The 11,872-nt window shown below is 67.5% G+C and carries 12 protein-coding genes; 9 read left to right on the forward strand and 3 right to left on the reverse strand.

Annotation, left to right across the window (positions count from 1 at the left end; genetic code table 11):
* Positions 1-93: 93 nt before the first annotated feature.
* Together QZZ29_RS03565 and QZZ29_RS03570 are read left to right on the forward strand one after the other, a co-directional pair.
* Complete coding sequence (locus tag QZZ29_RS03565; RefSeq protein ID WP_291381422.1) at positions 94-447, forward strand: metallopeptidase family protein; 354 nt, start codon at positions 94-96, stop codon at positions 445-447.
* 222 nt (positions 448-669) lie between these two features.
* Entirely contained in the window at positions 670-1,512 is an 843-nt protein-coding gene (locus tag QZZ29_RS03570) for a type IV toxin-antitoxin system AbiEi family antitoxin domain-containing protein (RefSeq protein ID WP_291381423.1), read from the forward strand.
* A 336-nt stretch (positions 1,513-1,848) separates the two neighbouring features.
* Here QZZ29_RS03570 and QZZ29_RS03575 read toward each other — a convergent pair whose 3' ends face one another.
* Positions 1,849-3,231 carry a solute carrier family 23 protein gene (locus tag QZZ29_RS03575; RefSeq protein WP_291381585.1) on the reverse strand — a complete coding sequence of 461 codons (1,383 nt, stop codon included), beginning with the start codon at positions 3,229-3,231 and terminating at the stop codon, positions 1,849-1,851.
* 295 nt (positions 3,232-3,526) lie between these two features.
* Between QZZ29_RS03575 and QZZ29_RS03580 the strand changes: the two genes are divergently transcribed.
* Together QZZ29_RS03580 and mmsB are read left to right on the forward strand one after the other, a co-directional pair.
* A complete protein-coding gene (locus QZZ29_RS03580) occupies positions 3,527-4,528 on the forward strand; it encodes a LacI family DNA-binding transcriptional regulator (RefSeq protein ID WP_291381424.1) in 1,002 nt (333 codons plus the stop codon).
* 80 nt (positions 4,529-4,608) lie between these two features.
* Positions 4,609-5,676: a multiple monosaccharide ABC transporter permease gene (gene mmsB, locus QZZ29_RS03585; protein WP_291381425.1), complete on the forward strand. Its 1,068-nt coding sequence runs from the start codon at positions 4,609-4,611 to the stop codon at positions 5,674-5,676.
* On the opposite strand, the gene QZZ29_RS03590 is transcribed toward mmsB, so the two are convergent.
* Positions 5,669-6,031 (reverse strand): SDR family NAD(P)-dependent oxidoreductase, encoded by a 363-nt coding sequence (locus QZZ29_RS03590; protein WP_291381426.1) that lies wholly within the window; start codon positions 6,029-6,031, stop codon positions 5,669-5,671. The two genes, mmsB and QZZ29_RS03590, sit on opposite strands and share 8 nt — an antisense overlap.
* Before the next feature lie 72 nt (positions 6,032-6,103).
* Between QZZ29_RS03590 and QZZ29_RS03595 the strand changes: the two genes are divergently transcribed.
* From QZZ29_RS03595 to QZZ29_RS03615, 5 genes are all read left to right on the forward strand, one after another.
* Complete coding sequence (locus QZZ29_RS03595) at positions 6,104-6,592, forward strand: carbonic anhydrase (protein ID WP_291381427.1); 489 nt, start codon at positions 6,104-6,106, stop codon at positions 6,590-6,592.
* 39 nt (positions 6,593-6,631) lie between these two features.
* Positions 6,632-6,883, forward strand: coding sequence for a YkvA family protein (locus QZZ29_RS03600; RefSeq protein ID WP_291381587.1), 252 nt, complete (start codon positions 6,632-6,634; stop codon positions 6,881-6,883).
* A gap of 110 nt (positions 6,884-6,993) precedes the next feature.
* Entirely contained in the window at positions 6,994-7,590 is a 597-nt protein-coding gene (locus QZZ29_RS03605) for a PadR family transcriptional regulator (protein WP_291381428.1), read from the forward strand.
* Positions 7,587-8,330: an ABC transporter ATP-binding protein gene (locus tag QZZ29_RS03610; RefSeq protein WP_291381430.1), complete on the forward strand. Its 744-nt coding sequence runs from the start codon at positions 7,587-7,589 to the stop codon at positions 8,328-8,330. Before QZZ29_RS03605 ends, QZZ29_RS03610 begins: the two co-directional genes overlap by 4 nt.
* On the forward strand, positions 8,327-11,149 hold the full coding sequence (locus QZZ29_RS03615; RefSeq protein WP_291381432.1) for an FtsX-like permease family protein: 2,823 nt from the start codon (positions 8,327-8,329) through the stop codon (positions 11,147-11,149). The genes QZZ29_RS03610 and QZZ29_RS03615 overlap by 4 nt, the downstream gene beginning before the upstream one ends.
* Positions 11,150-11,204: 55 nt before the next feature.
* Here QZZ29_RS03615 and QZZ29_RS03620 read toward each other — a convergent pair whose 3' ends face one another.
* Positions 11,205-11,852: a hypothetical protein gene (locus QZZ29_RS03620; protein WP_291381433.1), complete on the reverse strand. Its 648-nt coding sequence runs from the start codon at positions 11,850-11,852 to the stop codon at positions 11,205-11,207.
* Between the last annotated feature and the right edge of the window lie 20 nt (positions 11,853-11,872).

Consider the following 11,872-nt stretch of genomic DNA (forward strand, 5'->3'; position numbering starts at 1 on the left):
TCCTAGGCCACTAGACGATAGGGGCTGAGCCAAGTGTCAATGATAGGGGTAGTCGAAGGGTGGGTCCACCCACGCGTGGGCGACAATGGGCTCATGGTCGCCATGTCCCCGGAGGAGTTCGAGCACGCGGTCGATGACGCACTTGAGTTGGTGCCGGACGAACTCCTGGACCTGATGGACAACGTCGTGATTCTGATCGAGGACGATTCGCCCGAGGGTGAGCCCGAACTGCTGGGCTTGTACGATGGCGTCTCCCTTACAGACAGGGGAGCGGACTGGGGTTTCGGCGAACTCCCTGACCGCATCTTCATCTATCGCAACCCGACGCTGAGCATGTGCGAGGACGCCGACGAGGTGCGCGACGAGGTTGCCGTGACCGTGGTTCACGAGATCGCCCACCACTTTGGGATCGACGACGACCGCCTGCACGCGCTGGGCTGGGGCTAGCGGCCCCACCCACGGCCACCCGTCCCCGCGCGAACTCACTACTGAGCTGACATGTGTGCCTGCGGTGCTGCACGCCGCCACACTCCGGATTCCGTCTGGTAGTGAGTTCGCGCCGGTTCCAAGTGACGGGACCATTTCGAGACCCATCCACAAGGCGCAGTTATCCCCAGATGCCAGGTATGTTGCGCGCGGAATGTGCAAGTCGGGGCCAGGATTCGGCGCATGAGCCCGGAGCGAGTCCTCGCGTTGGTCGGCGGCGCGGCAACGAGAAAGCAGTTGCGAGAGCACGGGCTGAGTGACGGCCGGATCGCGGGCTCAACGGCGGCGGGCACCGTCGTGCGTGTCAGGCGTGGGATTTACGCGCTCCCGGGCGCCGATCCCGTGGAAGTGGCTCGCGTCGCGTGGCGCTGCGAACCGACGTGCGTCACCGCAGCGAGACGTCTCGGCTTGCCAACCTCGTCCCGGGACGACCGACTTCATGTGGCAGTGGCCAGCGATCGCAGTTCGGCTCGCCCCAACGCGTGGCCCCCGCGGTCGATCGTGGTCCACATGTCTGGCGCGATCCCGCTGAGAGTGGTCGGCGCTGCGGATGTCATCGACTCCACGGCGCGCTGCGTCTCGCGCATGGAGCAACTCGAGATGGTGGACGCGGCCCTGAACATGGGCCTCATGCTTGAGGGCGACATCGGCGGGATGCGCCTGACGTCAGCCCGCACGCGACGATGGCTCGCACGTCACTGTGATGGACGGAGTCAGTCCTTGCTCGAGACTCGCACGAGGTTCGCACTGCGTGCGGCGGGCCTGCGGGCACAACCACAGGTGCCAATCCCCGGCGTCGGCCGCGTTGATTTCCTGATAGACGGCAAGGTCGTCGTGGAGACCGACGGGCGCGCCACCCACGCACTCTCAGCAGCCTTCGATACCGACCGAAGGCGCGACCGAGCCGCGCTGATCGCGGGCTACCCGGTGATGCGATTCGGCTACGCCGACGTGATGGGCGACATTGACGGCGTGGTGGAGCAGGTGGTCGCTGTGGTCCGCGCCGCGCGGGCGGCGAGTCGGTAGGTTCCCGAGGGTGGGTGCGCGGTGGGTGCCTCCGGGGCCCTGACCTATCTTCGGTGAGCGGGGAGGCCCGCAACGAACCGCCACTCCGTGAAGAACTCACTACCCGTCGGACCGAGGCGCGCCAGTCGGTGCGGAGGGACCGCAACAGTCGTCGAGTTCGTAGTGAGTTCTTGACGGCGGGTGTGGCCAGCGAGGCTGGCGGGTGTGGCCAGCGAGGCTGGCGGGTGTGGCCAGTGGGAGTGCGGGGGCGCTGGGTCGGTCTTGAGCGGCCAGGGGGCCAGAGGCGGCGCACGAACGCCGCGCCCGCTGAGGCAGGTGCGGCGTTCGGCTCGGGTACTACCTCTTCTTCTTGACCGGGGGCCTGACCGTGGTCTTTCCGGCGGCGGCCCGGACCGCCACCACGTCCGCCTCGACGAGGGCGGGGGCCGTGGGAGGCGTCTCTTGCGTGCCCCGCTTCTGGGCTAGCCAGGACAGCCCGTGGTAGATCACCAGGGCCGCGATGGTGCCCAGCGCGATGCCGTTGAACGTCATCTTGCCCCACACCGCCACGTAGTCGGCGGTGCCGATGATGAGCGCGACGGCGGCGGTCACCAGGTTCACCGGGTGGGAGAAGTTGACTCCGTTCTGCACCCAGATGCGCGCGCCCAGCACCGCGATCAGGCCGAACAGGAGGGTCGCGAGACCGCCCAGGACCCCGACCGGAATGACGGCCACGAGCGCGCCGAACTTGGGCACGAGGCTCAGGAGGAGGGCCACCCCAGCGGCAACCCAGTAGGCGAGCGTCGAGTACACCCGGGTAGCCGCCATGACGCCGATATTTTCTGCGTACGTGGTGGTACCGGAGCCGCCGCCGAGGCCGGCAAGGGTGGTGGCCACGCCGTCCGCGAAGAGCGCACGACCGGTCATGGGATCCAGGTCCCTGTTGGTCATCGCGGCGACCGACTTCACGTGTCCGATGTTCTCGGCAATCAGCACGAGCACGACGGGCACGAACGCGATCAGCACCGATCCTTCGAAAGTGGGCGCGTGGTACTCGGGGAACCCAAACCACGACGCGCCACCGATGACGGTCCCGGCCCCGTCCCACTCGCCGCGGAAGGCGGCGAACACGCCGCCGAGGACGGCGCCCGCAAGGATCGCGATGCGCCCCAGGAAGCCCTTGGAGAGCACCATGAGCAGCAGCACGGCAGCCAGGGTCACGAGCGCGGTCCAGGGGCTGCCGTTCCACATGCCCTTGGCGGCGCCAGCGAGGTTGAGTCCGATGAGAGCCACGATGGTTCCGGTGACGGCGGGAGGCATGAGCCTCTGGATCCAGCCTGCGCCGAGCAGGTGCACCAAGGCGCCCACCGTGGCGAGCAACACACCGGCGAGCAGGATGCCGCCGAGGCCCTTGGCGATGGTCGCGCCGTCGAGTGGGCCGTTGCCCGCGTTGACGCCTGCCGCCGCGAGGGGGGCGATGAACGCGAAACTAGAACCCAGGTAGGACGGCACCTTGTTGCCGGTGATCGTCAGGAACAGCGCCGTACCGATCGCGCTGAAGAACAGGGTGGTCGAGGCCGGCATGCCGGTGATCGCTGGCACCAACAGGGTCGAACCCATCATTGCCAGAACGTGTTGGGCGCCGATGCCGATGGTGCGGGGGTACGTGAGGCGCTCGTCGGGCGCCACGGCCTGGTTGGTCGAGATGTGCTTGCCGTCGCCGTGGACGGTCCAGCTCATGAAGCTATTGAGTCTTGACAGGACGGTAGACATGGGGCTCCTTTGCCGTGTTTTCTCCATCGCCGGGCCTGCCTTTGCTCCCGACCTGGTCGAACTCTAGGGGCAGGAGGCCCGGAGCCGCTGAGCACCAGGTCCCGCGCGTCGCGGCGGGCGGGTGTGAGGGGTCGCGGGGCCGCCCGGTGTGTGTGATGATGTTAACGCCAACATCAGGCGCCATCGAGGGCGCGCCCCGTCGTCTGCAAGGCGGCATGGCGGCTAGTCTCTCGATGTCGGTACTCAAGACAGCGAGGTTTCAATGGCGAACGTGGTGCGCGGTCCGAGCATGCACGACGTCGCCGCGCGCGCGGGGGTCTCGCACCAGACCGTGTCGCGAGTTCTCAACGGTTTCGAGGGCATTCGTCCCGGCACCAGGGAACGAGTGCTCGCCGCGATCGCGGATTTGGGCTATCGCCGCAACGTCGCCGCGCGTTCGCTTGCGACAGGGCGATCGCAGGCCGTCGGAGTGCTGATCCCCAATACGCCCGACTTCGGCCCGACCTCCAGTTTCTTTGCGGTCGAACGCGCCCTCAGAGACGCGGGCTTTCAGGCGCTGAGCACCGCGACCGCCAATGACGCCGAGTCAGTCGATGAGGCGCTCGACTTCCTCTTTGGGCGCTCGATCGAGGCGCTGGTGTTGATGGCGCCCACCCGGGCAGTGCTCCACCAGGCGGATGCGCACGCGAGCGCCGTCCCTGTCGCGTATCTGCTGACCGGCGATGAGCGCAAGCCGTGGTCCATCTCCGTCGACCAGGGCCAGGGAGTGCGGCTTGCGATTGAACACCTCGTTGCGATGGGGCACACGCGCATCCAGCACATCGCCGGGCCGGCCGACGCGACTGAGGCTCAACTGCGCCAGAACGCGTTTGTGGCGGAGATCATGCGCCTGAGGCTGCCGCGCCTGCCCATGATCGAGGGAGATTGGTCGGCGCAGTCCGGTTTCGATGCCGGCTCCCAGCTGGATCCCTCCGCGACGGCGGTCTTCTGCGGAAACGACCAGATGGCGCTCGGCCTGATCCATGCGCTCGGCCTGAGGGGCATCGACGTGCCGCGGGACATCTCCCTGATCGGTTTTGACGACATTCCGGAGGCGGCGCACACGTTGCCGCCGCTCACGACCATCCGGCAGGACTTCGCTCGGGTGGGCGCGCTCGCGGTGAGCGTTCTGGTCGCGGCACTGGCGGGCGAGGAGCTTCCGGACACCACACCCTTGCCCGCCGAGCTCATTGTGCGTGAGTCGGTAGCGGCGCCAAGCGCGTAGTCCGCGCCGGCGCGTCACGGCGCCTCGACCAGCATGCGGAACCCAAATGAGGCACGCACCCCATTTCGCGAGCACATTACGTGAGTCTCGTCGCCGGCAACCTCACCAACATCGTCTTGCAGTACTCGTACATCCTGGTGCTCGCCATCGGCATGGTGATCGTCATTATCGGCGGTCACATCGACTTGTCGGTGGGATCGGTGGCGGCTCTGTCGAGCGCCGTGTCCGGAATCTTGGTCATCAAGGAAGGGATGCCGTGGGGCGTCGGCGTGGTCGTCGGCATCGTGATTGGGCTGCTGGTGGGTGCCTGGCAGGGCTTCTGGGTGGCCTTCGTGGGTATCCCGGCGTTCATCACCACGCTGGCCGGCATGCTGCTGTTCCGCGGTGCAACGTGGTTTGTCCTCGGCTCGATTTCCCTGTCGCCGTTCCCCAAGGCGTATCAAGACATCGGAAATGGATTCGCCAACGGATGGTTGGGTGGCAACGGGTACGACCTGTTCACCATCCTGATCTTTGCGTTCGCTGTGGTGGGCTACGCCTTCAATTCGTTCCGCAGCCGTCGGGCGCGCGTCGCATACAACCAGTCCGTCGAGTCGATCACGCTGTTCGTTCTCAAGATCATCGTGGTCGCCGCCGTGGTGATGGCCTTCGCCTGGCAGCTTGCGAACGAGCGCGGGCTTCCCTACGTGCTCATCATTCTCGGAGTGCTGATCATGATCTACACCGTCGTGACGACGCGCACGGTGTTCGGTCGCCACGTGTACGCGATCGGCGGCAACCTGACCGCGGCGACGCTGTCCGGCGTCAAGGTCAAGTGGGTCAACTTCGGCATCATGCTCAACATGGGCTTCTTGGCGGGTGTGGCCGGAATCCTGTACTCGGCACGCACCAACTCTGCTCAGCCGGCCGCAGGTAACCTTTTCGAGCTCGACGCGATTGCCGCGTCGTTCATTGGCGGTGCCGCCGTGACAGGTGGTGTGGGCCGGGTGACTGGCGCCATGATCGGTGGTTTGATCATGGCCGTGCTGTCCAACGGCATGTCGCTCATGAGCTTGGGCCTTCCCGAACAGCAGATGGTCAAGGGCCTCGTGTTGCTGCTCGCGGTGGCGTTCGACGTCTACAACAAGCGACGGGCCGGCACTAAGTAGCAAGACGTCTCCGATCGGGCATACTCCCCGCGGTGTGCCCGACGGCGATGCCTCGTCGAACCGCGCGTGCGGAGGCGGTTCGGCGGGGCATCGTGGTCTCGTCGTCGTCTGAGGTCGCGAGCCACGCCTGGGTCTCGGCGCCCAGCTCGACGGGGTCCGGCGCGGTTGGCCCGCCCATGTCGGTCCTGATGCATCCGGGATCCACGCCGCGCGCGTCGGGAAAGCTGGCGCGGGCCTCCTGCTCCCGGCCGGAGTTCCGTGCGTGAACCACCACCTCGTGTCCGAGTTCGATCAGCTGCCGAGCCGTCTCCGCGCCGATGCCGCGGGTGGATCCCGTCACGAAGATGCGTGCCATGAGGCCTTCTTGTGTGTCACAACGTGTGCGTTGGGCTGCGCTATTGCGGTGGCACGGGTTAGCGTATGGCCCATGGGAATCACCGACGAGCTCCTCGAGTACAACGCGGCCTACGCAGCCGAGTACATCCCCGACCGTCCCCTTGCTCCGAAGCGCCACCTCGCGGTGGTGGCCTGTATGGACTCGCGGCTCGACACGTTCGCGATGCTTGGCCTCAACATTGGTGACGCGCACGTCATCAGGAACGCGGGCGGCGTGGTCACGGACGACGTGATCCGATCGCTGACCATCTCTCAGCGCAAGTTGGGCACGCGCGAGATCATCCTCATCCATCACACCGACTGCGGCGCCCTGACGTTCACCGACGACGAGCTACGCAACGAACTCCTGGACGAGACCGGCCTCAAGCCCACCTGGAGCCCCGAGTCGTTCAAGGACCTGGATGCGGACCTGCGCCAGTCGATGGCGCGTCTGCAACGCTGCCCGTTCCTGGTGGACGCAACTCAAGTGCGCGGCTTCGTGTTCGACGTGCACTCCGGGAAGCTGCGCGAGGTCGTGTAGGGCTGCCCCTCTCCTGAGACCAAAACGAAGGGCGTGACCATGCGCATGTGGGGCAAGTTCCTCAAGGCGGTGCTGAGGGGCGACTGGACGCTGTCGCCGATGTCGTGGGTTGCCGCGATCGGCGCCCTCGTCTACGTGGTGTCGCCCATCGACGTGATCCCGGAACTGTTTCTGCCGTTCATCGGCTACATCGACGACCTGGGACTGTGGGGCGTCATGTCGATCCTCGCTGCGCGCGAGAAGGGTCAGTGGGAAGAGTCGTTACGGGACGGCTCGATCGAGGTCCGCTGACGCCGAACGCCACGGGCTGACCTGACCCATCGCGGATGGTTCTTGACACGGCCACGCGCCCGCACCATACTCAGTATGCAGAGACTGAGTACCTAGTTGGGGGCGGGGCCATGTCGGTCAAGAATGCGTTGCTCGCGCTGCTCGTCGAGGGGGAGCAGTATGGCTACGAATTGCGCGCCGGTTTTGAAGAGCGCACCGGCGGGGCATGGCCCCTCAACATCGGCCAGGTGTACACCACCCTGGATCGGCTTGAGCGCGACGGGATGGTGGAGCGCCACGAGGCCGACGCCGACCGCCAGGTGTTCTACTCGCTCACCGACGCGGGCCGCGCAGAGGCCGAGGACTGGTGGGTCACGCCCACTGGGGCGACAGTCCCCAGCAGGGACGATGTTGCGCTCAAGGTCGCGCTTGCGGCCACCAGCCCCGGCGTGGACGTTCGCGCCGTCATCCAGACTCAACGCAAGGCGACGATGTCCATGCTTCAGGATCTCACCCGCACCAAGCGCGCCTCCGCAGACAGGGACGATGCGTGGGAGCTGGTGGCCGACGCCATGATCTTCCGCGCCGAGGCAGAGGTGCGCTGGCTTGACCACACCGAGTCGCGGCTCTCCCGGCGAGCCGATCGCGATCGCAAGGCGGGCGCGACTCAGGCCGCAGCCCCCGCCGTTTCCACTTCTGAAACCAGCCTGGACGAGGTGCGCTCATGACCGTGCAAATGACCGACCCGAACGTACCCGTGCTCTCGCTGCGAGACGTGGTCAAGACCTACGGCGAAGGTGACTCCGCAGTGCACGCGCTCGCTGGTGTCTCTCTCGACGTGAACGCTGGCGAGATGGTGGCCGTGATGGGCACGTCCGGGTCGGGCAAGTCGACCCTGCTCACCATCGCTGGCGGGTTGCTCGCGGCCACTTCGGGCACGGTAAGCGTCGGAGGAGTCGAGCTGGGACGCCTGCGCGTCAAGGGTCTCGCTCGCATCCGCCGCGAACGCATCGGCTTCGTGTTCCAGGACTTCAACCTGCTGCCGTCTCTTACCGTGCTCGAGAACGTGGCGCTGCCTCTCGACCTCGCGGGCCAGTCGGCGGCGGGGAGCAGGTCCGACGCCCGACGCGCCCTCGCCGTGGTGGGGCTACGCGGGCGAGGCGCGTCCTACCCGGACGACCTCTCGGGCGGCCAGCGCCAACGCGTCGCCATTGCCCGGGCCATCGTGGGCCGACGGCGCCTCGTGCTCGCCGACGAGCCCACGGGCGCGCTCGACTCGGTCACGGGCGACACCGTCCTGCAGGTGTTGCGCGAGCGCGCCGACGAGGGTGCCGCGGTCGTCCTCGTCACCCACGACGCGCGTCACGCCGCGTGGGCCGATCGCATCGTGTACATCGCTGACGGGCGCATCATCGACGAGGCGTCGTCGGCACGGCCCGAACAGCTACTGTCCGGTGGCGCGCGGTGAGCCGCGCGCTCTTTCCGCTGCGCCGAGCCGCCTCGACCCTGCGGATCGCGGGCAAGCAGCTCCGCAGGGATCGGCGCAAGGTGCGCCTGATTGTGGCGCTCGTGGCGTTGCCGTCCACGGTGCTCATGACGGTCGGCACGGTGTACGCAAGCCAGAACCCCACTAGGGCGGAGCTCGTTGCAAACGAGGTCGGGCAAAGCCAGGCGTGGATCAAGGTCTCGGAGCCCGATGGCACCGCCGTGAATCAGGATCCGTACACGGCGCAGTGGCAGGGCACCTTGGAGCCCGTCCCCGACGACTCTTCCTACGACGACAACCCTTCCTATGCCGATGTGCCTTCCCTCCTTCCCGTGGGCACCCTCACCCTTGCGCTCGACGAGTCGACCGCGATCGTCGGCGCGGGGGACTTGGTGGCGCGCCTCGGCTCCATCGTGGGCGAGGCCTGGGATCCCGCGCTCGCCGGTCGGTTCCACGTGGAGTCTGGCATCGTCCCCACGGGGCCCGGCCAGGTGATGCTCTCCCCTGATGCCGCTAACCGGCTCAACGCGCACGTGGGCGACACCCTGTCGGTCGGTCGGCCCGCGCATGACGTGAAGCTCGTGGGCGTGCTTGGCGGCGGCAACGCGTATTGGTCGGGCACCGTCTACGGGTTTGCCGACGATCTGGGCCCTGTTGATGATCTAGGTGCTGTTGACGACACCGGTGCCGTCGGCGAGCCCTTCTCTCGTACGTGGTACCTGCCGAACACCCCCGTTACTCGGGCGCAACAGGACGATCTCAATGCTCACGGACTGCTCGTGTTCTCGCGCGAGGTGACTGAGGAGGGGCGTCCCAGCGGGCCCGTCGGCTCGGGTATGTCCGTCATTACCAACGCGTTCGGCAACTCGGGCATCACAGGAACGGTGGGTATAGGCGCCTTCGAGATGCTGCTCCTCGCGGGGGCCGGATTCATGGTGACGATGCGGAGTAATCAGCGCAACCTTGCCCTCCTGGGCGCCACCGGTGCGCCCCGCGGGACCCTGGTGAGCGTCGGCGTCGCGACTGGTGCGTGGCTTGGTCTGTTGGGGGGAGTCGTGGGCGTCCCCCTCGGGCTCGCCGCCGCGTGGGGGTGGATCTGGCTGCAGACGCGTTCAGGCGGCTCTGGGGGAGATGGCGGCATCTGGGGCTACCACGTCGTCCCCGAGTACATCGTCGGCACCGTGGTCTTTGCCGTCGTGGTCGGGGCCTTGGCCTCGCTCATTCCGGCCCTGGTGGCGGCGCGCGTCGACATCGTGGCCTCGTTGCGTGGAAGTCAGCGGCCCGCTCGACCCCGCGCGTGGCCCACGATCGTGGGTGCCGCGCTCGCGGCCGCGTCCGCAGCCCTCTTCGTCTGGGCGGCGCGGATGTACGAGCACTCATGGGAGATCTCGCGCGAGAACTCGTATGACGAGGGGCAAAGGGCCACCCTCATTGCGGTCATCGCGCTGATCGTCGGGCTCGTGGGCGCGTCGTTCGCCGCCCCGCTCGCGCTGCGTGCGCTTGCCCGGGCCCTCTCGCCCCTTGGCGTAGCTGCACGGATCGCCGCGCGCGATGCGTCCAGGCATGCGTTCCGCACCGTTCCCGTCGTGGCGGCGATTGCCATCACCGTGGCACTCGCGACGCTCGGTGCCGTCAGCGCGGACCACGAGTCCCGCCTCAATACTGAAGAGTTGAGCGCACCGTACGGCGACGGCCAGGTTCGCCTCGACTCATCGGACGGCGAGAAGACCGTGTACATCGACGCCGCTCAGGTGCAGGATGCGATCACGTCGGCGGTCCCCGACGCTCAGGCGGTCGCCGTGAGCACCTTGCAGGGCGAGAACGGCGTCTCCCCTGACGGCGACGGCGCGGCCGGCGCCGCGATGGTGGCCACGCTCGACATGCCCAAGGCAAACATTTGCCCCGAGTGGCTCTCGAACCGCTCCGTCATGACCGAGAAGGAGTACGCGGCCGATGACCGCTGCGGCCGGTCGGATACCGTCGGGGTCTACGCCTCGGGCATCGCGGTGGGCGGCGTCGAGCAACTGGCAGCGATCGTCGGCCGCGAGCCGACCGCCGCCGAAGCGACCGCGCTCAGCGACGGAGGTGCCGTCGTCTTCGGCGATCTCTACGTCGAGGACGGCACGGCGACCTTCGACGTCTGGGACTACGGGAAGGGAAACTTCCCCGACGCCGCGAATGCGCCCGACAAGACGTTCACGCTCGACGCCGTCGTGTCCGACTCGACCGCGCTGAGTGGCAGGGGCTTCAGTGCCATCGTCTCGCCGGAGGTCGCCGCACAGATGGGGGCAACGGTGGAACCGAGCCAAGTGCTGGTGCACGTGGACGGGGGCCTGAGCCAAGAGCAACAGGACGCGATTCAGGGCTCGTTGTTCAGGGTGGCGGATCTGTGGATCTCGGTCTCGCGCGCGCCGGATAACTACGCGCTCTACATTGCGCTCCTGTCGCTCGGGGCGGTGCTGATCATCGGCGGCGCGTGCACGGCGATAGCGGTGGGACTGGCGCGTCAAGAGGCCGCGCGCGACGACGCGACCCTAGCGTCGCTGGGCGCGTCTCCCGCGCTCGCCAAGAGCGTGGCGGCATGGCAGGCGGGCATCGTCGTCGGACTGGCAGGGGTGATCGGTGTGGCGCTTGGTTCGGCGGTCGCATCGGTGACGATGCGCGATGTCGCCACCGGCAGGCTCGAGGCTCCGTGGCTACTCATGGCCCTCGCGCTGGTCGCGGTCCCCACTCTGGTTGCGGGGGTCTCATGGCTCTTCACCCGCGCGCCCAAGGTGATCCACTACCGCCTGGCGGCGTAGAAACCCCCGCTACGCGACGGCGCGATCGAGGTCTAACGGCGCCGAACCCTCGGGGTCAGCCTCGGCCAGCTGGAAGTGGGGCACGCTCCGCCGCGCTCGGATCCGGAGCGCAGCGACGGCCAATGCCGCGAGCCGGAAGCCTTGCAGCGACACGGTGCCGACGATTGCCCGCAGCCCGCGCGCCGGGTCCAAGTAGTTGTACGGCACCCAGCCGCCCGCGTAGATGCGCGCCATGGCCACGGCTAACCCACACGGTGGGGACCGCGAAGAACCCCCGCCAGCCGCGCATCGGCAGGGGTTCAGCGGGGCCGACCACCAGATAGTCGATTGTTGCGTAGACAGGCGTCACGATGTGCGAGATGACCATCACTGTCGCGAGTTGCGGGCCAGCCTCAAGGCCCAGCGGCGCGATCATCACCCAGTAGAGGATGGCGACAAGCACGAGGTTGGCGATGGCGAAGGCGCGTGCATACTCGAGTGCCCGCTGCACCTTCGCCGATGTGGGCCGCGCGGCAGCAAAGGTGAGGGCGACCCACACTGCCAGGGCGATGACGTTGGCCTGCAGCGTGTCGTAGCCCAGCAGGTCGATCACGCGTGCAGGGACCAGGCCCGACGTGTCCGTGAGGGTGAGGGCCAACGCGAAGAGCACGAGCGTCGAGGCGCCGAGGCGTGCCGTGGCAACCATGCGAAGTTGCTGCGACATGGGCAAGGTGTACAAAGAGG

The sequence above is a fragment of the Demequina sp. genome (assembly GCF_016278765.1).
Taxonomy (GTDB): domain Bacteria; phylum Actinomycetota; class Actinomycetes; order Actinomycetales; family Demequinaceae; genus Demequina.